The 21,075-nt window shown below is 67.4% G+C and carries 22 protein-coding genes and 1 riboswitch; of the genes, 3 read left to right on the forward strand and 19 right to left on the reverse strand.

Annotation, left to right across the window (positions count from 1 at the left end; all coding sequences use genetic code 11):
* Positions 1-4: 4 nt before the first annotated feature.
* The 14 genes from NVV90_RS12515 to NVV90_RS12580 form a co-directional block, all read right to left on the reverse strand.
* Complete coding sequence (locus tag NVV90_RS12515) at positions 5-1,543, reverse strand: YifB family Mg chelatase-like AAA ATPase (RefSeq protein WP_258437612.1); 1,539 nt, start codon at positions 1,541-1,543, stop codon at positions 5-7.
* Positions 1,544-1,900: a YraN family protein gene (locus NVV90_RS12520; protein ID WP_258437613.1), complete on the reverse strand. Its 357-nt coding sequence runs from the start codon at positions 1,898-1,900 to the stop codon at positions 1,544-1,546.
* A 133-nt stretch (positions 1,901-2,033) separates the two neighbouring features.
* Positions 2,034-2,378 carry a DUF2469 domain-containing protein gene (locus NVV90_RS12525; protein WP_258437614.1) on the reverse strand — a complete coding sequence of 115 codons (345 nt, stop codon included), beginning with the start codon at positions 2,376-2,378 and terminating at the stop codon, positions 2,034-2,036.
* Between the two features lie 59 nt (positions 2,379-2,437).
* Positions 2,438-3,133 (reverse strand): ribonuclease HII, encoded by a 696-nt coding sequence (locus NVV90_RS12530; RefSeq protein WP_258437615.1) that lies wholly within the window; start codon positions 3,131-3,133, stop codon positions 2,438-2,440.
* Between the two features lie 13 nt (positions 3,134-3,146).
* A complete protein-coding gene (gene lepB, locus NVV90_RS12535) occupies positions 3,147-4,145 on the reverse strand; it encodes a signal peptidase I (RefSeq protein WP_258437616.1) in 999 nt (332 codons plus the stop codon).
* Positions 4,146-4,823, reverse strand: coding sequence for a signal peptidase I (lepB, locus tag NVV90_RS12540; protein WP_258437617.1), 678 nt, complete (start codon positions 4,821-4,823; stop codon positions 4,146-4,148).
* An 80-nt stretch (positions 4,824-4,903) separates the two neighbouring features.
* A complete protein-coding gene (gene rplS / locus NVV90_RS12545; RefSeq protein WP_258437618.1) occupies positions 4,904-5,263 on the reverse strand; it encodes a 50S ribosomal protein L19 in 360 nt (119 codons plus the stop codon).
* A 224-nt stretch (positions 5,264-5,487) separates the two neighbouring features.
* Positions 5,488-6,303 carry a tRNA (guanosine(37)-N1)-methyltransferase TrmD gene (trmD, locus tag NVV90_RS12550; protein WP_258437619.1) on the reverse strand — a complete coding sequence of 272 codons (816 nt, stop codon included), beginning with the start codon at positions 6,301-6,303 and terminating at the stop codon, positions 5,488-5,490.
* On the reverse strand, positions 6,304-6,885 hold the full coding sequence (gene rimM, locus NVV90_RS12555; RefSeq protein ID WP_258437620.1) for a ribosome maturation factor RimM: 582 nt from the start codon (positions 6,883-6,885) through the stop codon (positions 6,304-6,306). It abuts the gene before it with no gap.
* A gap of 149 nt (positions 6,886-7,034) precedes the next feature.
* Positions 7,035-7,277, reverse strand: coding sequence for an RNA-binding protein (locus NVV90_RS12560; protein ID WP_207614856.1), 243 nt, complete (start codon positions 7,275-7,277; stop codon positions 7,035-7,037).
* 1 nt (position 7,278) lies between these two features.
* A complete protein-coding gene (rpsP, locus tag NVV90_RS12565) occupies positions 7,279-7,704 on the reverse strand; it encodes a 30S ribosomal protein S16 (RefSeq protein ID WP_258437621.1) in 426 nt (141 codons plus the stop codon).
* 223 nt (positions 7,705-7,927) lie between these two features.
* The gene (locus tag NVV90_RS12570) at positions 7,928-8,365 is read right to left on the reverse strand and encodes a hypothetical protein (protein ID WP_258437622.1); all 438 of its coding nucleotides are present in this window, start codon (positions 8,363-8,365) and stop codon (positions 7,928-7,930) included.
* 108 nt (positions 8,366-8,473) lie between these two features.
* Complete coding sequence (locus NVV90_RS12575) at positions 8,474-9,346, reverse strand: VOC family protein (RefSeq protein WP_258437623.1); 873 nt, start codon at positions 9,344-9,346, stop codon at positions 8,474-8,476.
* Positions 9,347-9,424: 78 nt separating this feature from the next.
* Positions 9,425-10,522 carry an amidohydrolase family protein gene (locus NVV90_RS12580; protein WP_258437624.1) on the reverse strand — a complete coding sequence of 366 codons (1,098 nt, stop codon included), beginning with the start codon at positions 10,520-10,522 and terminating at the stop codon, positions 9,425-9,427.
* Between the two features lie 91 nt (positions 10,523-10,613).
* Positions 10,614-10,721, forward strand: a riboswitch (TPP riboswitch).
* Between NVV90_RS12580 and thiC the strand changes: the two genes are divergently transcribed.
* Complete coding sequence (gene thiC, locus NVV90_RS12585) at positions 10,716-12,557, forward strand: phosphomethylpyrimidine synthase ThiC (RefSeq protein ID WP_309304056.1); 1,842 nt, start codon at positions 10,716-10,718, stop codon at positions 12,555-12,557. Its footprint overlaps the riboswitch before it by 6 nt.
* Here the strand turns inward: thiC and NVV90_RS12590 are convergent.
* On the reverse strand, positions 12,540-13,265 hold the full coding sequence (locus tag NVV90_RS12590) for an alpha/beta fold hydrolase (RefSeq protein WP_258437625.1): 726 nt from the start codon (positions 13,263-13,265) through the stop codon (positions 12,540-12,542). The genes thiC and NVV90_RS12590 overlap by 18 nt on opposite strands.
* Before the next feature lie 111 nt (positions 13,266-13,376).
* Complete coding sequence (gene ffh / locus NVV90_RS12595; RefSeq protein ID WP_258437626.1) at positions 13,377-14,945, reverse strand: signal recognition particle protein; 1,569 nt, start codon at positions 14,943-14,945, stop codon at positions 13,377-13,379.
* Positions 14,946-15,112: 167 nt separating this feature from the next.
* Here ffh and NVV90_RS12600 point away from each other — a divergent pair, with 167 nt between their 5' ends.
* Positions 15,113-16,513 (forward strand): glucose-6-phosphate dehydrogenase, encoded by a 1,401-nt coding sequence (locus NVV90_RS12600; RefSeq protein ID WP_258437627.1) that lies wholly within the window; start codon positions 15,113-15,115, stop codon positions 16,511-16,513.
* 121 nt (positions 16,514-16,634) lie between these two features.
* On the opposite strand, the gene NVV90_RS12605 is transcribed toward NVV90_RS12600, so the two are convergent.
* Together NVV90_RS12605 and NVV90_RS12610 are read right to left on the reverse strand one after the other, a co-directional pair.
* Positions 16,635-16,973, reverse strand: a complete 339-nt coding sequence (locus NVV90_RS12605; protein ID WP_258437628.1) for a P-II family nitrogen regulator — start codon at positions 16,971-16,973, stop codon at positions 16,635-16,637.
* On the reverse strand, positions 16,970-18,298 hold the full coding sequence (locus NVV90_RS12610; protein ID WP_258437629.1) for an ammonium transporter: 1,329 nt from the start codon (positions 18,296-18,298) through the stop codon (positions 16,970-16,972). The genes NVV90_RS12605 and NVV90_RS12610 overlap by 4 nt, the downstream gene beginning before the upstream one ends.
* A gap of 226 nt (positions 18,299-18,524) precedes the next feature.
* Here NVV90_RS12610 and NVV90_RS12615 point away from each other — a divergent pair, with 226 nt between their 5' ends.
* A complete protein-coding gene (locus NVV90_RS12615; protein ID WP_258437630.1) occupies positions 18,525-19,739 on the forward strand; it encodes an MFS transporter in 1,215 nt (404 codons plus the stop codon).
* A 99-nt stretch (positions 19,740-19,838) separates the two neighbouring features.
* Here NVV90_RS12615 and ftsY read toward each other — a convergent pair whose 3' ends face one another.
* On the reverse strand, positions 19,839-21,053 hold the full coding sequence (ftsY, locus tag NVV90_RS12620) for a signal recognition particle-docking protein FtsY (RefSeq protein WP_258437631.1): 1,215 nt from the start codon (positions 21,051-21,053) through the stop codon (positions 19,839-19,841).
* Positions 21,054-21,075: the final 22 nt, after the last annotated feature.

Consider the following 21,075-nt stretch of genomic DNA (forward strand, 5'->3'; position numbering starts at 1 on the left):
CCTTTCATGCCGCTGCGGCCGCCTGCCGAAGGCCGAGCGCCTGTCCGATGTCATCGCCGTGCGGCCGGTCCCGGTGGCCGAGATCGGCCAGGGTCCAAGCCAGCCGCAGCACGCGGTCGTATCCACGGGCCGTGAGGACGCCACGCTCCAGGGAGGCATCAAGGATCCGGGTGGTTGCCGGCGGCAGGCGCAGCTCGCCCCTGAGCAGCCGCCCGGGTACCTGGGAGTTGGTCTCCAGCCCCAAGTGCCCGAGCCGTTCCCGCTGGCGCTGCCGCGCCTCCTGTACCCTTCGGGCGACGGTGACCGTGTCCTCCTCGGAACCCGGTTGCCCGAAATCCGCCAGCGAAACCCGTTCCACGTGCAGCTGGATGTCCACCCTGTCCAGCAGGGGCCCGGACATGCGCCCGTAGTAGCGCCGGCGCATGGTGGGCGTGCAGGTGCATTCCAGGCCCTTCCCGGAGGCCTTGCCGCACGGGCAGGGGTTGGCCGCCAGGACAAGCTGGAAACGGGCCGGGTAGGCCGCCGTTCCGGCGGAACGGTGGATGACGAGTTCGCCGCTCTCGAGGGGCTGGCGCAGGGCGTCCAGGACGCGGCGTTCGTATTCCGGCGCCTCGTCAAGGAACAGGACACCGCGGTGCGCCCGCGAGGCGGCTCCGGGCCGGGGCAGGCCCGAGCCGCCGCCGATGATCGCCGCCGCGGTGGCACTGTGGTGCGGGTTTTCAAAGGGCGGGCGGCGCACCAGCGAAACGGCCGAGGCCTGCACCGCGGACAGGGAGTGGATCGCCGTGACCTCCATGGCTTCCCGGTCAGCGAGATCCGGGAGCAGTCCGGGGAGTCTCTCCGCCAGCATGGTCTTGCCGGCTCCGGGCGGCCCCGTCAGGAGCACGTGATGGGCTCCCGCTGCGGCCACCTCGAGTGCCCGGCGGGCCTCGCCCTGGCCCGAGACGTCGCTGAGGTCAGGGGCCGGTCCTTCCGGAACCTCTTCATCGGCCGGTTGGCTGTCCTCGGGATCATAATCGAGGGCCAGGTCCTGCGGGTCGGCACCGTAGTCAAAGGCGAGCCGGGCCAAGGTCCGGTAGCCGCGGACGTTCGCTCCCGGAACCAGGCATGCCTCAGCCATGTTCGGCTGGGCCACCACCACGTCCGGATACCCTGCCTGCACGGCGGCCATGACAGCCGGGAGGATCCCGCGGACGGGCCTGAGCCTGCCGTCCAGCCCGAGTTCGGCCAGGAACACGGTCTTTGCCGTGGACCGGATGTCGCCCGCCGCCCGGAGCACGGCCATGGTGATGGCAAGGTCGAAGCCGGAACCGCGTTTGGGCAGCGAGGCCGGGATGAGGTTGGCGGTGATCTTTCGCCGGCTCAGGGGAATGCCCGAGTTCTGGGCCGCCGAGCGGATCCGTTCCTTGGCTTCATTCAAAGCGGCGTCGGGGAGGCCCAGAATGACGAAGTTGGGGAGTGTTTGGCCGATGTCGGCCTCGACCTCCACGATGTAGCCGTTGAGGCCCAGCAGCGCCACGGAATAGCTCCGCCCGACGCCCATCTAGCCGACACCCCGCAGGTGTTCGAGCATTGGTTCGCCCACGCCGTCGTCGATCACCGAGACGACGTCCACCCGCCGGTACGGCACGCGGAGTTCGTGTTCCCGGCACCACGAGGTAGCGAGCCGGTGCAGGCGGGCGAGCTTCGCGGTGCCGACCGCTTCGAACGGATGGCCGTAGGCGGTGCTGCGACGGGTCTTTACCTCGGCAACCACCAACGTGTCGCCGTCCAGCGCCACGATGTCGATTTCGCCGTCGGAACAGCGCCAGTTCCGGTCCACAATGCGCATGCCCTGCGTTTCCAGGAACCCGGCCGCCAGCATTTCACCGTGCTGGCCGAGCAAGTCTTTGGCTCTCATGTCCACCTCCGCTACCAGCCTGAGGGCGGAACGACGGCGGCGGCAGGGGTCTATGCGGCTATGTGGGAAACCGGGTCAAAGCAGGCCTGTGGAGGACGAGTCGCCCCGCCAGCCGGGGCAAGGGCAGGACGGATCAGCTGCCGAGATCTCCCAGGTTCCCCAGCTCGCCGTCCTTGGGCAGGGCGAGGTCCTCGTTGCGGGGCAGTTCCTCGACGTTGACGTCCTTGAAGGTGATGACGCGGACGTTCTTCACGAACCGTGCGGAACGGTACACATCCCACACCCAGGCGTCCTGCAGCGTCAGATCGAAGTAGACCTCGCCGTCGGCGCTGCGGGCCTGCAGGTCGACGTGGTTGGCCAGGTAGAACCGGCGTTCGGTCTCGACAACGTAGCTGAACAAACCGACGACGTCCCGGTATTCGCGGTAGAGCTGAAGCTCCATGTCGGTTTCATAGTTCTCAAGGTCCTCGGCGCTCATGCTTCCATCTTGCACCATCCGCGGGGCACCTTGCGCCACAAGGCGGGGCCACAGCAGGGCTACAGCAGGTTCCAGCTGGTCCGGTGGTAGGCGCTGGGTCCCGCGGCGCGGATGGCGTCGCGGTGCGCGGCAGTGCCGTAGCCCTTGTTTTCATTCCAGCCGAAGGCCGGAAGTTCCGCATGGAGCTCCAGCATCAGGTGGTCGCGGGCCACCTTGGCCAGCACGCTGGCGGCAGCCACGCTGAGGCAGCTCATGTCCGCCTTCACACGGGTGTGCACTGGCGCCTCGCACGCCGGTCCCGCCGGACCGGCGTCGAACAGGGACGCCTGGACCTCTGGCGAGAGCCAGTTGTGGCTGCCGTCGAGCAGTACGACGTCGGGACGCACCCCGCCAGCCAGGATGTCCAGCCAGGCGCGGGTCCCGGCAAGCCGCAGGGCCCCCACGATGCCGAGCTCGTCGATCTCCCGGGCACTGGCGTGGCCCACCGCGGACGCGGCGGCCCATTCCCTCACAAGGGGTTCCAGGCGATCCCGGTCCTCGGGCTTGAGCAGCTTGCTGTCCCGGACGTCGGCCAAGGGCACCAGGTTCTCAAGGTCCACAACGGCAATGCCGACACTCACCGGCCCGGCCAGGGCACCGCGGCCTACCTCGTCGACGCCGGCCAGTAGCCGGATGCCGGGGGCCAGGAACGTCCGCTCCACATCCAGGGTAGGAAGCTTCGGGGGTTTCTTTTCCTTGGTGGCTGCCGTGGCCATGGTCCTGCCGGCCTTACTTGCCGATGGATACGGGGGCTGCGCCCGCCGGGACGTTGCTGAAGACCTCCGGGTGGTTGTCCAGGACGTTCCAGCGGTTGAGCGGCCAGGCAATGACCGTGGCCTTGCCTTCCACGTCGGAAATATTGATGAAGCCGCCGTTGACCTGCTGGTGCAGCCGCGAATCGGCCGAGTGGTTGCGGTTGTCCCCCAGGACCCAGACCTTCCCCGCGGGAACAACCACGTCGAAGGACATCGGCGAGGGGATCTCGGCAGGGTTCACGTAGCTTTCATCCAGCGGGACGCCGTTGACGCTGACACGTCCGCTGGCGTCGCAGCAGCGCACCCGGTCACCGGGCAGGCCAACCACGCGCTTCACGAGGTGCTGTTCGCTGTCGTCGGGCAGCAGCCCCACGAATTCCAGGCCGTCCTGGACCCAGGTAAAGGGACCAGCGGGCTTCTGCGCGGCGGCCGGCAGCCAGCCCTGGGCGTCCCTGAAGACCACCACGTCGCCCCGCTGGAGGGCAAAGGGTTCCGGCACGAGCAGGTTGATGAAGATGCGGTCGTTGATGTCCAGGGTGTTGACCATGGATTCAGAGGGGATGTAGAAGGCCCTGAACAGGAACGTCTTGATGAGGAAAGACAGGACGACGGCGATGACCACCACAGTGGCGATCTCCTTCAGCCAGAGCAGCAACGGGTTTCCGGTTTTGGCCTTCTTGCCGGCGCCTTCCCCGGTGTCCTTCGCCGTGTCTTCCGTGGCGCCTTCCGAGCGGCCTGGGACCGCTGCTTCGACACGCGCCCCGGCACTGCCGCCCGCACCCTCCAGGCCGGCCCGATCGGCCGCCCGCGCGTCGGCCGCCCGCGCATCGGCCGCCTGCGCGTCTGCAGCCTGGTTGTCGGCGGCCAGCGCTGCCTCGCGTGCGGCGCGGCGCGGCGACTCCGCGGCGCGAGTCCCTTCCCTCGGCCGGACGTCGTCGTGCCGCTCGGGCGTCCCGGGCGTTGTCTCCGGCATCTACTGTCCGTTCTTCGAAGTTGGTGCGGCCTGCGCGGGGCGAGGCGTTTGTGCAAATCTATCAAGGGGCCAGAGGATCTGGACCGGCCGGCCGATGACACGCTCAAGCGGGACCATGCCGCCGCCCGGCGCGCCGAGGAGTCCTCGGGAGTCGGCCGAGCGGGAGCGGTGGTCGCCCATGAGCCACAGGCGCCCGGGAGGGACGATCACATCGAACTTCTGGGCGCTGGGTACGTCGCCAGGGTACAAGTATGGTTCCTCAAGCGCCTGACCGTTGACTGTGAGTTGCCCGTTCGCGTCGCAGCACACCACGTGGTCCCCCGGCATCCCGATGACGCGTTTGACGTAGGTGGTGTCGCTGCCAGTCACGCCCAGCCACTGGCTCACGGCGGACGCCGCGTCCGCCAAGGGTCCCTTGCCGCTGTTCAACGGGGCAAAGGAGCCGCGTCCGTCAAAGACCACGATGTCGCCGCGGCGGACGGGATCGGACGTGTAGTCAGTGCGCGAGACCAGGATCCGGTCGCCCGTGCCAAGCAGCGGCTCCATGGATTCGGAGGGAATGAAGTACACGTCCAGCCACAAGGACCGGACCAGGCCGCTGATGGCGATGGCAAGGACCAGCGCCATCAACGCAAAACGCCAGCCCTGTTTCCGGGGCTGGCGTTCTGTGTGGTCCATGATTCGTTCCTGTTGCGTTACGGATTTCTCCGGCGCTGGCCGGGCACGAATCCAGGACCCGCTGCGTTGGTCGGGAAGACCTACTTGGCGGTGGTGAAGTCGCGCTTTTCCTTGATCTTCGCAGCCTTGCCGCGCAGTGCGCGCATGTAGTACAGCTTGGCGCGACGGACGTCACCCTTGGTGACAACCTCGATCTTCTCGATGATCGGGGAGTGTACCGGGAAGGTACGCTCTACGCCGACACCGAAGGAAACCTTGCGGACGGTGAAGGTTTCGCGAACGCCGTCACCCTGGCGACCCAGGACGAAGCCCTGGAATACCTGGACACGGGAGTTCTTGCCTTCGATGATGTTGACGTGAACCTTGAGGGTGTCACCCGCGCGGAACGCCGGAACATCGTTGCGCAGCGAGGCTGCGTCTACGCTATCGAGGATATGCATTAATCCACTCCTGGTGAACGCCACAGGTCATTCACTTTGGGTCACGGCGGGCAAGCCGGGGGCCTGAGGCCAGCCGGAAATTCCCGCCGAAGTTTTCAAAGTCCGATTCCGCCACCGATTGGTGGAACCGGGTTGTCTTGCTGTTGGCTACACTCCCCCTGTGGCAGGTGCGAGCCCAGTAGACACAAGGGTTAATTCTGCCACACACGGTGGCATCCAGCCAATCAGTCCTCTTGCCCGCCGCGCAGGCGCAACCGGCCGTCGACGACGTCGTACCCGAGATCCTTGAAGGCGTTGCGGTCCGCACGGCTCAGCGAGCCGGCGTCGAACTCCGCGAGCAGGTCCGGACGGCGGTCCGCCGTGCGGCGGAACTGCTCGTGGCGGCGCCACTGGGCGATCTTGCCGTGGTTGCCGCTCAGGAGCACCGGGGGCACGTCGCGTTCGCGCCAGGACGAGGGCTTGGTGAAGACCGGGTATTCGAGCAGGCCGTCGGAGTGCGATTCCTCGATGAGAGACTCCGGATTGCCCACCACGCCGGGCAGCAGCCGGCCGATGGCTTCCACCATGGCCAGCACGGCCACTTCGCCGCCGTTGAGCACGTAGTCGCCCAGGCTGACAGGACGGACCGTGAAGTGTTCCTCGGCCCATTCGATGACGCGTTCGTCGATTCCCTCGTACCGGCCACACGCGAAGACCAACTGCTCTTCTTCGGCGAGTTCGTAGGCGAGGGCCTGGTTGAAACGCTCCCCCGCCGGCGAGGGAACGATCAGCACGGGCTTGCGGGAGTCTTCGGCAGCACCGGCACCTTCACTGGCACCTGCCACGGATTCCAGGGCCTTCGCCCAGGGCTCGGGCTTCATGACCATGCCTGCTCCGCCGCCGTATGGCGTGTCGTCCACGGTCCTGTGCTTGTCGGTGGTGAACGTCCGCAGATCGTGGACGTTCAGCTCCAGCAGCCCGTCCTGGCGCGCCTTGCCGATGAGCGAGAGCTCCAGCGGCGCGAGGTACTCCGGGAAAATGCTGACGACGTCGATCCGCATCTAGGCGTCTTTCCCGGCGTCGGCGTCGGATTCGGTGCCGGCCTCGGCGTCGGGGTCGTCGCCCGCGGCCTCGTCGTTGATCTCAAAAAGCCCGGCGGGCGGCGTGAGGAGGATGTAGCCTTCCTCGATGTTCACCTCGGGGACGATCTCATCGACGAACGGAATGAGGATTTCCTTGCCGTTGGCGTCTTCGACGACGAGGAGGTCCTGGACCGGCATGGTGTTCAGCGCGGAGACCTTGCCGACCACCTGCGAGCCGACGCGGGCTTCGAGGCCGACGAGCTCGTGCTCGTACCAGCCCTCGTCGCCGTCCTCGTCGTCGATGTCTGCGGTTTCGATGAAGAGTTTGGCGCCGCGGATGGCTTCGGCAGCGTTGCGGTCGGCGATTTCTTCGAAGCCGAGCAGCAGGATGTCCTTGTTCCAGCGGGCGCTGATGACGGTGAGGGGTCCGGCGGACGCCGGCTCCACAACAAACTCCGTGCCGGGGACAAACCGCTCGCCGGGCGCGTCGGTGAGCACCTGGACGGTGACTTCGCCGCGGATGCCGTGGGGTTTGCCGATTCGGGCCACCTGGAGCTGCATGGGTTCCTCTGTTTTCTGGATGTGCCGTGTCCCGCAAGGCGGGGTGCCGTGTGCGGAGCTGCGGACTGCGGTGTTTGGGGTAAAGCAGTCCGGCCCCTCCACCGTATTCGGTGAAGGGGCCGGATCTAAGACAAGTCGTGCTGGGCGCGCTACCGGCGGCGGTCGGTGTCGACGACGTCGACCCTGACCTGCTCGCCACCGGCCAGTGCAGCAACCACAGTGCGCAGTGCGCGTGCGGTGCGTCCCTGGCGGCCGATCACCCGTCCGAGGTCGTCCTGGTGAACGCGCACCTCGAGGGATTCCCCGCGGCGGTTGTTCTTGGCACTGACCTTGACATCCTCAGGGCTGTCAACGATCCCGCGGACCAGGTGCTCGAGCGCTTCTGCCAGCAACTTACTCAGCCTCGGTGGTCTCTGCTTCAGCAGCCTCGGCCGGAGCTTCAGCAGCTTCGTCCTTCTTGGCCTTCTTGGTGATGGCTTCCGGGATGATGACGGAACCCTTCTCCGGTGCAACGAAGGCAGCCTTCGGAGCCTTGGTCTTCAGGGTGCCTTCCTGGCCCGGGAGGCCCTTGAACTTCTGCCAGTCACCGGTGATCTTGAGGATCGCGGCAACCTGCTCGGTCGGCTGGGCGCCGACGGAGAGCCAGTACTGGGCGCGGTCGGAAACGACCTCGATGTACGACGGCTCTTCGGTCGGGTGGTACTTGCCGATCTCTTCGATCGCACGGCCATCGCGCTTTGCGCGGGAGTCCATGACGACGATGCGGTAGTACGGTGCGCGCATCTTACCGAAGCGCTTAAGGCGAATCTTTACGGCCACTTTTGTGGTCACTCCTGTTTCTGAAACGGGGTTGAGCCCAGCATTCTGCACCCGTGGGGCGGGCCATACTAGAGGGTTCGAAGGACAAGATTTAGGCACGGAGAGAGGGGCCGCGCCGATCAAGTACCTGTCCATTGTGCCAGATGACAGAAACTATTTCGAGCCGCGCCACCCCGAAGGGCCACCGGCGGGTCGCCAACGGCTCCCCGGACGGCGGAAAAGGCTACTCGGACCAGACGTACAGGCCCGCGCGGTCGGCGGATTCCACCTCGACCGCCAGCTTTGCAAGCTGCTGGACGTACCGGCGCGATTCCTCGGCGCCGAACGGCATGTCGTCCTGTCCGGCCCAACCGTCGGCCACCTCTTCGAGCACGTTGCCTTCGCCTTCGCTTTCGTAGCTCAGCAGCTCCGCGAGGGCCCGGACCATGGCATCGGGCACGCCAAGCAAGGCGTCACTGGTGACGTCAACCAGGGCGAGTTCGTAGTCAGCACCGCCCGCATGGACGGCCTTTCCCGCGAGGTCACCCAGCTGCTCCACCTCAAAGTCGCTGATTCCCGGGATCCTGACGGCGGCGCCAGCGGCGGCCGCACCCTTTTCCAAGGCTGACGCCCGCTTGAGTGCTTCAGCGTGGGTGGCAACAAAGATTTCGGCAAAACCCATGGAGAGTACTCTCATTCCTTCTAACGGACCGTGATGCTGGCAGGAAGCCGGCACGGCAGCCCGGATGGTGCCGCACCGTCACAGCCCAGCCTAGTGCAGCCGGGTCCCTCAGCGGATGGCCACTCGGAGCCGGTTACGCCACGGATCCTCGAAGCGCAGCTCCAGGCCGGTGTGGTGGCTTTCGATGCCCGCGACCTTGAGGCGGTCGGCCAGGGCACCGATGTCATCGCCGGACGGCACTTCGATCACTACCTCGCCCAGGCCCAGCGTGTCTTTGCGCGGACCGGCACCCCGGCTGTTCCAGACATTCATGGCCATGTGGTGGTGGTAGCCGCCGGCGGAAACGAACAGCGCCTGCCCATGCCAGCCGGCGGTCTTTTCGAAGCCGAGGGCGTCCACGTAGAAGTCCTGCGCCGTCTGCACGTCACCCACCTGGAGGTGGACATGCCCGACGCCGGCGTTCGCCCCACGCTGGCCGCTCACGGCGGCTTCGCTCAGGTGCTGCTGGAGGTAGCGCTGAGGGGGCAGCGGAAGGCTGTCCATGACAACAGTATTGCCGTTCCACTGCCAGCCTTCGCGGGGCTTGTCGTAGTAGAGCTCGATGCCGTTGCCCTCGGGGTCCGTGAAGTAGAAGGCCTCGCTGACCAGGTGGTCGGCGCTCCCTACGAAGGCCTGCGGCTCGAACTGCGCGGCGGTGGCCACCGTGGCGGCGAGCGCGGCCTGGTCTTCGAACAGCAGGGCGGTGTGGAACAGGCCCGCTTCGCCCCGGCCGGGGATGTGGAGCCCGGCCGCCGGGGAAAGGTGCACCAGCGGCTTGCCGACGCGGCCGAAGTAGACGCCGCCGTCCTGCTCGGCCACGGCGTCCAGGCCCAGGGCGTCCCGGTAGTAGCCGCTCATGAGCTTCATGTCGCCGACCTTGAGCATGACGGTGCCCATGGTGAGTTCGGCAGGAAGAAGGTCCTGGCTGGATGGTGTGGTCATGCGAAGCTCCCGGGTCCTGTTGGTGCCGACGTTCGGCATCCTCTACCTATCTAAATTACTTGAAGCTTCAATTTATTCCTAACCGGCCGAATTCGTCCGGATAATGTTCCCGCGCAGCACGATGTGCCTGAGTCCACGCACGGTGGACAGGTCCGCGCGCGGATCGTCCGCGCAGAGCACGACGTCGGCGCTGGCGCCTTCGCCGATACCCTCGACCCCAAGCCAGTCCCGGGCTCCCCAGCAGGCGGCGTCCAAGGCAGCGGCAGCCGGGAGGCCGGCGTCGTGCAGTGCCAGGATCTCATCGGCAATCCGGCCATGCCGGATGACGCTCCCGGCGTCGGTCCCGGCACGGACCGCCACACCGGCTTCGAAGGCTTCCAGGACGCGCTCCTTGCGGCGCTCCCACAGCCTGGTCATGTGTGCCGCGTAGACGGGGAACTTGCCGGCGGCCTGGACGGCGATGTCCGGGAAGGTTTCGATATTGACCAGCGTGGGGACGATCGGCACACCCTGGCCGACCAGCCGCGGGATGTGCCGCGGGAGCAGGCCCGTGGCGTGCTCGATGCAGTCGATCCCGGCGTCGAGCATGTCATCGATGGTGTCCTCGGCGAAGCAGTGCGCCGTGACGCGGGCGCCCTCGTCGTGCGCGGCGGCAATGGCGTCCTTGACGGTCGCGGCCGGAAAGCAGGCCGCCAGGTCACCGGTCCCCCGGTCGATCCAGTCGCCCACCAGCTTGACCCAGCCGTCGCCGGCACGGGCCTGCTTGCGGACGGCCTCCACGAGGTCCGCCGGTTCCACTTCCTCGCCCAGGCCCCGGATGTAGCGGCGGCTCCTGGCAATGTGGCGCCCCGCCCTGATGAGCCGCGGCATGTCCGGCCGCTGCTGGATCCAGCGTGTGTCGCTGGCCGAGCCGGCGTCACGGATCAGCAGAGTTCCGGCGTCGCGGTCTGCCGTGGCCTGGGCCAGGGCGGTCCCTTCGTCAACAGCGCCGCCCTTGCCGAGGCCCACATGGCAGTGCGCGTCTACGAAGCCGGGCACCACCCAGCCGTCCAGCACCGCGTCCGGTTCCGCGGCCGGCCGTTCGAACGTCAGTAGCCCGTCCACGGACCAGAGCCCGCGACGCTCCTGCTCGGTCCCGGTGAGCACGGTTCCGCTGAATTCGATGATGTTGGCCATGGGGAAATCCTAATCCGGCCGGGAAATCCTGGTCCGGCCGCAACATGACTGCTCTTGACCCCGGGCATGGCGGCGGCTGTGGTAGCTTCGTCTACGACCACACGGGGGCCCTTGCATGGGCTGAGATCAGGCTGACGCTGCCTGCGACCGTTGAACCTGTCCGGGTAATGCCGGCGAAGGAAGTGAGTAATCCTTGAGCACCACAGAAACACAGCACAGCCCTGCCCAGAACGAGGCAGCAGCGGTCACCCAGTCGCTGAAATCCCACTCCTTGGCGTACCTCGAGGACCCCGCCAACGGCATCCGGGTTCCTGTCACGGAGATCGCGCTGGAGCCCTCCCCCAACGGTGAAGCCAACGCGCCTTTGCAGGTGTACCGGACCGCCGGTCCGGGCAGCGACCCCGTGGTGGGGCTGGAGCCGTTCCGCTCCGCCTGGATCGAAGCACGCGCCGACACCGAGGTCTACTCGGGACGCGAGCGGAACCTGCTCGACGACGGCAAGTCCGCCGTGCGCCGCGGCGCAGCCTCCGCGGAGTGGAAGGGCGCGCAGCCGGTGCCCCGCCGCGCCGTCGAGGGCAAGGTCGTCACGCAGATGCACTACGCCCGGCAGGGCGTGGTGACGCCCGAGATGCAGTTCGTGGCACTGCGCGAAAACTGCGATGTTGAACTGGTCCGCAGCGAAGTGGCCGCCGGCCGCGCCATCATTCCCAACAACATCAACCACCCGGAATCCGAGCCGATGATCATCGGCAAGGCCTTCCTGGTGAAGATCAACGCCAACATCGGCAACTCCGCCGTCACCAGCTCCATCGCCGAGGAAGTGGACAAGCTGCAGTGGGCCACCCAGTGGGGCGCGGACACCGTCATGGACCTGTCCACCGGCGATGACATCCACACCACCCGCGAATGGATCATCCGCAACTCCCCTGTTCCGATCGGCACCGTGCCGATCTACCAGGCGCTGGAAAAGGTCAACGGCGAGGCCAACAAGCTCACCTGGGAAATCTTCCGCGACACCGTGATCGAACAGTGCGAGCAGGGCGTGGATTACATGACCATCCACGCCGGCGTGCTGCTGCGGTACGTGCCGCTCACGGCGAACCGCGTCACGGGCATTGTCTCGCGCGGCGGGTCCATCATGGCAGGCTGGTGCCTGGCCCACCACGAGGAGAACTTCCTCTACACGCACTTCGACGAGCTGTGCGAGATCTTCGCCAAGTACGACGTCGCGTTCTCCCTCGGCGATGGCCTGCGGCCGGGAGCGACGGCGGACGCCAACGATGCTGCCCAGTTCGCCGAGCTGGACACGCTGGCGGAGCTCACGCAGCGCGCCTGGGAATTCGACGTCCAGGTCATGGTGGAAGGTCCGGGCCACGTCCCCTTCCACCTGGTCCGCGAAAACGTCGAACGCCAGCAGGAACTCTGCAAGGGCGCCCCTTTCTACACCCTGGGCCCGCTGGTCACGGATGTGGCCCCCGGCTACGACCACATCACCTCGGCCATCGGCGCCACGGAGATCGCCCGCTACGGCACGGCCATGCTCTGCTATGTCACGCCCAAGGAACACCTGGGCCTGCCGAACAAGGACGACGTCAAGACCGGCGTGATCACCTACAAGATCGCGGCCCACGCTGCCGACCTTGCCAAGGGCCACCCGGGCGCGAACGAACGAGACGACGCCCTGTCCAAGGCACGCTTCGAGTTCCGCTGGCGCGACCAATTCGCGCTGTCCCTTGACCCGGTCACGGCCGAGGCGTTCCATGACGAGACCCTCCCGGCCGAACCCGCCAAGACGGCGCACTTCTGCTCCATGTGCGGGCCGAAGTTCTGCTCCATGCGCATCAGCCAGGACATCCGCGACGAGTACGGTTCCGCGGAGTCACAGGCCGCCATCGCCGAGCTGTACAGCGGCATGCGGGAAAAGAGCCAGGAATTCCTGGCCTCGGGCGGCAAGGTCTACCTGCCGGAGCTGCAGCTTCCGGTGCCGGCGGCGGCTGTCGCGTCAAGCGAAGGCGCGTCAGGAAGCCTGAACTGAGCGGGCACGGCTGACATCAGCCAGGAAGGAGCGGATGATCCGGTTTCCTTCGGCTGAATCCTGGGGCCGGTGTCCTCCTGCTGCAACGCGGCGGAGGGCGCCGGTTTCCTGCAGGTAGCCGGCGATTTCCTCGTACAGCGGCTCCCAGCCGCCGGTGAGGACGAGCGTGGGCACGCCGGGGACGATGTGCAGCGGGGCCTCCCACGGCGGGGCCTGGAGCCGGAGCCGGCGTGCGGTGCGGCGGGCCTCTGGGGTGTCGAGCCCGCCCGGCTCCATCGAGAAGGCGCGGCGGACGTACTCGCGCTGGTAATCGTCGTCGCTGAGCTGGTGCCGGACCGCGAACAGCGGTTCCATGAGTGCCCGGTAGGCGGCGGTGGCGGGCAGTTCGGCCGTCAGGGACAGGCAGGCCGGCTCCACCAGGGTGAGGGAACGGACCAGGTCCGGCCGGGCCACGGCGGCGAGCATGGCCGAGATGGCACCCTCGGCGTGGGCCACAACGTGCCCGCCGGCGGGGTTGTCCGAGATGGCGCCGATGATGATGGAGATGTCCTGGGCGACGTCGGATTCCACCGGTTCGGCTGCCGGGTCGAAACCGTTCCGGCGCAGGAACAGGGCGTCGTAGTCCAGGGCCATGCCGTGCTGCTTGGGCCAGGCGGCGGCACCGAAACTGCCGGCGCCGTGCACAAAGACTACGCGCTGCTTTTGCATGATTTCACCCTATGCCACGGCCCGGACATCCCAACTGAGTAGCGCTAAGTGTCGTTATGAGCGTTCAAAACGACACTTGGCGCTACTCAGTTGGGTGGGAAAGCACGCGCCTTACTTGCCGAGGAACTTGTCGAAGCCCTTGGGCAGGTTCAGCGAGGAGGGGTCGAAGTCCGTTGCGCCCTGGCCGAAAGCGGCACCGGTGGGCGCTGCGGCAGCGGCGGCGCTGCGCTTGGCCTCGGCGTCGCGCAGTTCCTGGGCTGCCTTGGCCGGGTTGCCCGAGCGTGCCTTCTTCTTCGGGGCGCTCTTGCCGCCCTTGCGGCCGCCGGGACCACCAAGTCCGGGCATGCCCGGCATGCCGCCGCCCTGGGCCAGCTTCTTCATCATCTTCTGGGCCTGCGCAAAACGCTCCAGCAGGCCGTTGACCTCGGAGACGGTGACGCCGGAACCCTTGGCGATGCGGGCGCGGCGGGAGCCGTTGATGATCTTCGGTGCCACGCGCTCGTGCGGCGTCATGGAGCGGACCACGGCCTCGACGCGGTCGATCTCGCGCTCGTCGAAGTTCTCCAGCTGCTGGCGGATGTTCTGCGCACCCGGCATCATCATGAGCATCTTCTTCATGGAGCCCATGTTGCGGATCTGCTGCATCTGGGCGAGGAAGTCGTCCAGGGTGAAGTCTTCCTGGTCGGCGAACTTCTTCGCCATCCGGGCGGCTTCGTCCTTGTCCCAGTTCTTCTCGGCCTGTTCGATCAGGGTGAGGACGTCGCCCATGTCCAGGATGCGGGAGGCCATGCGGTCCGGGTGGAAGAGCTCGAAGTCGTCCAGGCCTTCGCCGGTGGACGCGAACATGACCGGCTTGCCGGTGACGGACGCCACGGAGAGGGCGGCACCACCGCGGGCGTCGCCGTCGAGCTTGGACAGCACGATGCCCGTGAAGTTGACGCCCTCATCGAAGGCGAGCGCCGTGTTGACGGCGTCCTGGCCGATCATGGAGTCGATCACGAACAGCACTTCGTTCGGGATGATCGCCTGGCGGATGCGGCGCGCCTGGTCCATCATGTCGGCGTCGACGCCGAGACGGCCGGCGGTGTCCACGATCACGACGTCGTGCAGCTTCTGGCGGGCTTCCTCCACGCCGGCGCGTGCGACGGCGACCGGGTCCCCAATGGGGTGCTCCAGTTCGGAAGTCGTTCCGGGGTGCGGCGCGAACACGGGCACGCCCGCCCGGCCGCCAACCACCTGGAGCTGGGTGACTGCGTTGGGACGCTGAAGGTCGGCAGCAACGAGCACGGGGCTGTGCCCCTGGGCCTTGAGCCACTTCGCGAGCTTGCCCGCGAGGGTGGTCTTGCCGGCGCCCTGGAGGCCGGCAAGCATGATGATGGTGGGGCCGGTCTTCGCCAGGCGGATGCGGCGGGTCTCGCCACCGAGGATCTCGACCAGTTCCTCGTTGACGATCTTGACGATCTGCTGGCTCGGGTTCAGCGCACCGGAAACCTCGGCACCGAGGGAGCGCTCACGGATGCGGCCCGTGAACTCGCGGACCACGGGCACGGCAACGTCCGCGTCCAGCAGGGCGCGGCGGATCTCCCGGACGGTGGCATCGACATCGGCCTCGGAGAGGCGGCCCTTGCCACGGAGATTCTTGAAGGTTGCTGTCAACCGGTCAGAGAGTGAATTGAACACGCGCCGTGCACTTCTTTCGATGGTCTACGAATGGCGGCCGAAAACGGCACACCTGAGTCTTGACGATTCCTGCCCCAACAAATTTGTCTCAACTACGTTTGTCTCAACTACGGGGACTCGACTATCTAGGGTACCAAGTCGCACCTTCAAGATGGCATGCTGGCACGGTGACCAGCAAAACAACAGTGAAAACGTTGCTCATCCTCGGTGCATCAGGCGATCTGACGGGCCGGCTGCTGCTTCCCGGCCTCGCCGGGCTCCTCGCGACCGGCCGCGCCGCCGGCCTGAAACTCGTGGGGGCAGGCTCGGACCCGTGGACCGCCGCACAGTGGCAGGGACGCGTGGCCGGCGCCTTTGCGGCGGCCACCGATGGCGCCGATGCTGCCGGCAAGGAGGCCCTGGCCGGCGTCACGGCGGGCACCGTCTACCACCAGCTCGACGTCACCGCCGAGGGCCCGCTGGCTTCCCTGCTGGCCGGCCTGGAGGCGCCGGTGGCGGTGTACTTCGCGTTGCCGCCGCACGTCAGCCAGAAGGCCTGCGAGGTGCTCCGAGGCGGGCAGCTGCCACAGGGAACGCGGCTGGTCATGGAAAAGCCCTTCGGTTCCGGATCGGAATCGGCCTCCGAGCTGAACCGCACCCTGGCCGCACTGGTCCCGGAAGACCACATCCACCGCGTGGACCACTTCCTGGGCAAGGCCACGGTGCTGAACATCCTGGGCCTGCGCTTCGCCAACCGCTTCCTGGAGCCCGTGTGGAACCGGGAGCACATCGAGAAGGTGGAGATCATCTTCGACGAGGACCTCGCCCTCGAGGGCAGGGCCCGCTACTACGACGGCGCGGGCGCCCTGCGGGACATGGTCCAGAGCCACCTGCTCCACATCATGGCCCTGCTGGCCATCGACGCCCCGGCCACCATCGGGGAGCGCGACCTCCGCGACGCCATCGCCACGGTGCTGCGGGCAAGCAGCATCGCCGCACCCTACCGGGCCTCGACCAGGCGGGCCCGCTACACGGCCGGCGCCATCGGCGGGCGCGCCGTCCCGGACTATGCCTCCGAGGAGGGAGTGGACCCGGCCCGCAACACCGAGACCCTGGCGGAGGTCCGCGTGGAGATCGACAACTGGCGCTGGCAGGGCGTGCCGTTCATCCTGCGCTCCGGCAAGGCGCTGGGCCGCAAGCGCAAGGAAGCCGTGGTCACGTTCCGGCCCGTGCCGCACCTGCCCACGGGCTTCTCCGGGGTGGACTCCCCCAACCAGCTGCGCATCGGCTTCGGCCCGGACACCCTGCAGCTGGACGTCGACGTGAACGGCCCCGGGGACATGTTCACCCTGGACCGCGCCACGCTCCTCGCCCAGCTCAACGCCCCCGGCATGCTCCCCTACGGTGAAGTCCTGGAGGGCGTCATCACGGGCGATCCCCTGCTCTCCGTGCGCGGCGACACCGCGGAGGACTGCTGGCGGATCGTGGAGCCCGTCCTGGAGGCCTGGCAGAGCGGTTCGGTCCCCTTGGACGAGTACGACGCCGGCAGTGCCGGTCCCGCGGGCTGGCCCACCGCCGTCGGGGGCTGAGCACGGCGGGAGACACGGCAGGCGGGCGGACACAGCGACTGTTCGGATGCAGCACACGTTTGGATACAGCAAAGCGGGCCGGGTACCTTTCCAGGTACCCGGCCCGCTGTCGCGTCAGGAGCTAGATGGCGGCTGAGCCGCGTTCTCCGGTACGGACGCGGACTGCCTCGTAGACGTCCACGGTCCAGACCTTGCCGTCGCCGGCCCGGCCGGTGTTCGAGGAGGCGATGAGGACATCCAGGATGTCGTCGGCCTGCTCGTCCGTGGCCAGGACCTCCACGCGGATCTTCGGCAGCAGGTCCACGTTGTATTCGGCGCCCCGGTACACCTCCGTGTAGCCGCGCTGCCGGCCGTATCCGCTGGCCGCGCTGACGGTCAGGCCCTGGACGCCGTAGGCTTCGAGTCCTTCACGGACTGCTTCGAGCTTTTCCGGTCGGATGATCGCGGTGATGAGCTTCATGCCTGGACACGTTCCTTGTCTTCTGTGCTGTCTGCCTTGGCTTCAGCCGAGGGCTTGCCGGTGATGAGGTCGTGCAGGGGCTGGAAGCTGCCGCCGTGGCCGCCGACGCCGAATTCGTAGGCAGTCTCTGCGTGCAGGCTGAGGTCCACGCCCACTGCTTCCTGCTCCTGGGAAACCCGGAAGCCCATGGTCTTGTGGATGATCAGGGCGATGACCAGGGTCATGACCGCGGAGTAGGCGATGGAGATGCCGGCTGCTGCGAGCTGTGCCCAGAGCTGGGTGAGGCCGCCGCCGTAGAAGAGGCCGCCGCCCACGCCGTCCACGGGGAGGGCGATGAAGCCCAGCGCCACGGTGCCGATGATGCCGGAGACGAGGTGGACGCCGACGACGTCCAGGGAGTCATCGAAACCGAAGCGGAACTTGATGCCGACCGCCAGGGCCGAGGCGATGCCGGCCACCAGGCCGAGGGCGAGGGCTCCGACGGGGCTGACGTTGGCGCAGGCGGGGGTGATGGCGACCAGGCCGGCCACGACGCCGGAGGCGGCACCGAGGGAGGTCGGGTGGCCGTCGCGGATGCGTTCGGTGATGAGCCAGCCGAGCATCGCTGCTGCCGGAGCTGCGAGGGTGTTGATCCAGATCAGGCCGCCCTGTTCAGCCGTGGTGGCCGCGCCGCCGTTGAAGCCGAACCAGCCGAACCAGAGGATGGCCGCGCCGAGCATCACGAACGGGACGTTGTGGGGGCGGTGGTTGGGGTCCTTGCCGAAGCCCTTGCGGTTGCCGATGATCAGGACGAGGATCAGTGCTGCCACACCGGCGTTGATGTGGACCACGGTGCCGCCGGCGAAGTCGATCGCGGGGCCAAGGGCCTTGCCGATGGCGCCTTCCGGGCCGAACAGCCCGCCGCCCCAGACCATGTAGGCCAGCGGGCAGTAGACCAGCGTGACCCAGACGGGGACAAACAGGCTCCAGGCGCCGAACTTGGCGCGGTCGGCGATGGCGCCGCTGATGAGGGCCACCGTGATGATGGCGAAGGTTGCCGCGTAGCCTACCTTGATGAGGCCGTCGGGGGTGGTGATGCCTTCCAGGCCGAACGTGGCGAAGGGGTTGCCTACGATCTGCATGAAGCCTTCACCGGAGCTCATCGACGCGCCCCAGAGCACCCAGACCACGCCGACGATGCCGATGGAGATGAAGCTCATCATCATCATGTTCAGTGCTGCCTTGGCGCGCGTCATGCCGCCGTAGAAGAATGCCAGACCAGGTGTCATGAACAGCACCAGCGCCGCCGCTACCATGACCCATACGTGAGCTGCGGTAAGTTCCATAGTGCACGTCCTCCCTTGCTTGTACTGCGGTACATCCGCTGTCCTGACGCCGTTTGCGTCCCGCTTAAGAGTTTTGTGCCGCAGTGTTTCGCCTGCGGAGGATTTAGATTGCCGGGCTGTTACAACAATCTCCCGGAAGTAAATGGTGCATATCCTGCTTGTTACGGATATGTTTCACGAGTCCCACACCCCACGGGACCGCTTAGTTTTGAAGGATCCCCGTTCCATGACGCAAAGCCCCCGGTCCACTGCAATCCAAGGGATCCGGCCCGTAAAGGAAGCCCTGCCCCGCGACATCAAGGTGATGTTGGCCGCGGCGTTCCTGATTGCTCTCGGCTTCGGCCTCGTGGCGCCGGTGCTGCCCCAGTTCGCCACCACTTTCGACGTCGGGGCGACGGCGGCCGCCGTGATCGTGAGCATTTTCGCGTTCATGCGGCTGCTCTTTGCCCCCGCGGGCGGCATGCTGATCGGACGGTTCGGCGAGCGCAATGTCTACGTGTCCGGGCTGCTGATTGTGGCGGCGTCGACGGCGGCCTGTGCCTTCGCGCAGGACTACTGGCAGCTGCTCATCTTCCGTGGCCTGGGCGGTGCGGGCTCTGTCATGTTCACCGTGGCGGCCATGGGCCTGCTGGTCCGCCTCGCTCCACCAGAGCGCCGCGGCCGGGTCTCCGGCGCCTATGCCTCGGCGTTCCTGATCGGCAGCGTCCTGGGTCCGGTGGTGGGCGGCCTGCTCGCCGGTTTCGGGCTGCGGGTGCCGTTCCTCGCCTACGCCGCGGCCCTGGTCCTGGCGGCCATTGTGGTGCGGACCCTGTTGCGCGGCGGCGACGGTGAGGCCGAGGGGACGGCCGTGGCCCCCGCCATGGGGTTCAAAGAAGCGCTGGGCGACTCGGCCTACCGGGCGGCGTTGTTCTCCAGCTTCGGAAACGGCTGGACCACGTTCGGCGTCCGCATGGCGACCATCCCGCTCTTTGCCGTTGCCGTGCTGGACGCCAGGCCGGAGACGGCAGCGTGGGCGCTGGCCATTTTCGCCGCCGGGAATGCCGTGGCCTTGGCCTTCTCGGGCCGCCTGGCCGATTCCCTGGGACGCAAGCCCCTCATGATTGCCGGCCTGATCATCACCGGCCTGGCCACGGGCGTGATCGGCCTGTCCACGGATCTGACGGCGTTCTTCGTGGCCTCGGCCGTGGCCGGCTTCGGTTCCGGAGTGCTGGGCCCGGCCCAGCAGGCCGCCGTCGCCGATGTCATCGGCAGGGGACGGTCAGGCGGCAAGGTCCTGGCGGTGTTCCAGATGGCGGCCGACACGGGAGCCATCATCGGCCCGGTGCTGGTGGGCCTGCTGGCCGACAGCCTGGGCTACGGCTGGGCGTTCGCCGCAACGGGCGGGCTGCTGGTGCTGTGCGCCGCGGGCTGGTCGGTGGCCCGGGAGCCGCTGCAGCGCTGACGAAGGCCTGCGCGATGGCGGGAAGGCTGGCACTGCGCCTTAAACAGAGAGTGCCTCCGTCCCGGTTCACGGAACGGAGGCACTCCGCTGTTGGTGCGCCTAGTTCAGCAGGGCATCCACGAAGCCTTCGGCGTCGAACGGTGCGAGGTCGTCCGGGCCTTCGCCCAGGCCGATGAGCTTGACCGGGACCCCGAGTGCCTTCTGGATGGCGACCACGATGCCACCCTTGGCCGTGCCGTCCAGCTTGGTCAGGACGATGCCGGTGATGTTGACCACCTCAGCGAAGACGCGGGCCTGGTTGAGGCCGTTCTGGCCGGTGGTGGCGTCGAGGACCAGGAGGACCTCGTCCACTTCGGCGAGCTTCTCAATGACGCGCTTGACCTTGCCGAGTTCGTCCATCAGGCCGGTCTTGTTCTGCAGGCGTCCGGCGGTGTCCACCATGACCACGTCGACTTCCTGCTCGATGCCCGCTTTGACGGCCTCGTAGGCCACGGAGGCGGGGTCGGCGCCGTCGATGTCGGACTTCACGGTGGGCACGCCCACGCGCTGGCCCCAGGTGGCGAGCTGCTCGGCAGCGGCGGCACGGAAGGTGTCGGCGGCGCCCAGCAGGACGTCCTTGTCTTCGGCCACGAGCACGCGTGCGAGCTTGCCCACGGTGGTGGTCTTGCCGACTCCGTTGACGCCCACCACGAGGACGACGGCGGGACGGCCGGCGTGGCGCTCCACGTGCAGGGTGCGGTCCATGGTGGGGTCCACGAGCTTGATGAGCTCTTCACGCAGCATGGCCTTGACGTCCTCGGGGCTGCGCGTGCCCAGTACCTTGACGCGTTCGCGCAGGGCGTCCACGAGCTGCAGGGTGGGCTCCGTGCCGAGGTCGGCCAGCAGGAGGGTCTCCTCGATTTCGTCCCAGACGTTTTCGTCGATCTTGTCGCTCGCGAGCAGCGCCAGCAGGCCCTTGCCGAAGATGGTGTTGGACTTCAGCAGGCGGGCGCGGAGCCGGTTCAGGCGGCCTTCCACCGGAGCGGGGGTCTCCACCGCGATGGTTTCGAGCCCGGCTACGTCGTCCTCGACCTCGGCCGTGGCCGGTTCCAGGACGTCGAGGCCCGCGGGGGCCGTGCGCTCCGGCACCGCTGCCGGGGCATCCTCCACGAGGGTTCCGCCGCCAGCTGTGGACGGCGTCGCGGGGTCGTTGGCGTCGCGCGTTCCGGAGTACTTGGCGGCGGACTTCCGCGCCTTGAGGAGAACCGGCACGAGCCCGCCGACCACCACGAGGGCAGCAGCAATGGACAAGATAATGGGGAGGAGATCGTTCACTCCCCTAGCTTCTCACAAAGCC

Source organism: Arthrobacter sp. CJ23 (assembly GCF_024741795.1).
GTDB lineage: Bacteria > Actinomycetota > Actinomycetes > Actinomycetales > Micrococcaceae > Arthrobacter.

Coding starts and splice junctions, on each gene's coding strand:
- NVV90_RS12515 (WP_258437612.1), bottom strand. CDS start 1,543: ATGGGCGTCGGGCGGAGCTATTCCGTGGCGCTGCTGGGCCTCAACGGC.
- NVV90_RS12520 (WP_258437613.1), bottom strand. CDS start 1,900: ATGAGAGCCAAAGACTTGCTCGGCCAGCACGGTGAAATGCTGGCGGCC.
- NVV90_RS12525 (WP_258437614.1), bottom strand. CDS start 2,378: ATGAGCGCCGAGGACCTTGAGAACTATGAAACCGACATGGAGCTTCAG.
- NVV90_RS12530 (WP_258437615.1), bottom strand. CDS start 3,133: ATGGCCACGGCAGCCACCAAGGAAAAGAAACCCCCGAAGCTTCCTACC.
- lepB (WP_258437616.1), bottom strand. CDS start 4,145: ATGCCGGAGACAACGCCCGGGACGCCCGAGCGGCACGACGACGTCCGG.
- lepB (WP_258437617.1), bottom strand. CDS start 4,823: ATGGACCACACAGAACGCCAGCCCCGGAAACAGGGCTGGCGTTTTGCG.
- rplS (WP_258437618.1), bottom strand. CDS start 5,263: ATGCATATCCTCGATAGCGTAGACGCAGCCTCGCTGCGCAACGATGTT.
- trmD (WP_258437619.1), bottom strand. CDS start 6,303: ATGCGGATCGACGTCGTCAGCATTTTCCCGGAGTACCTCGCGCCGCTG.
- rimM (WP_258437620.1), bottom strand. CDS start 6,885: ATGCAGCTCCAGGTGGCCCGAATCGGCAAACCCCACGGCATCCGCGGC.
- NVV90_RS12570 (WP_258437622.1), bottom strand. CDS start 8,365: ATGGGTTTTGCCGAAATCTTTGTTGCCACCCACGCTGAAGCACTCAAG.
- NVV90_RS12575 (WP_258437623.1), bottom strand. CDS start 9,346: ATGACCACACCATCCAGCCAGGACCTTCTTCCTGCCGAACTCACCATG.
- NVV90_RS12580 (WP_258437624.1), bottom strand. CDS start 10,522: ATGGCCAACATCATCGAATTCAGCGGAACCGTGCTCACCGGGACCGAG.
- NVV90_RS12590 (WP_258437625.1), bottom strand. CDS start 13,265: ATGCAAAAGCAGCGCGTAGTCTTTGTGCACGGCGCCGGCAGTTTCGGT.
- NVV90_RS12605 (WP_258437628.1), bottom strand. CDS start 16,973: ATGAAGCTCATCACCGCGATCATCCGACCGGAAAAGCTCGAAGCAGTC.
- NVV90_RS12610 (WP_258437629.1), bottom strand. CDS start 18,298: ATGGAACTTACCGCAGCTCACGTATGGGTCATGGTAGCGGCGGCGCTG.
- NVV90_RS12615 (WP_258437630.1), top strand. CDS start 18,525: ATGACGCAAAGCCCCCGGTCCACTGCAATCCAAGGGATCCGGCCCGTA.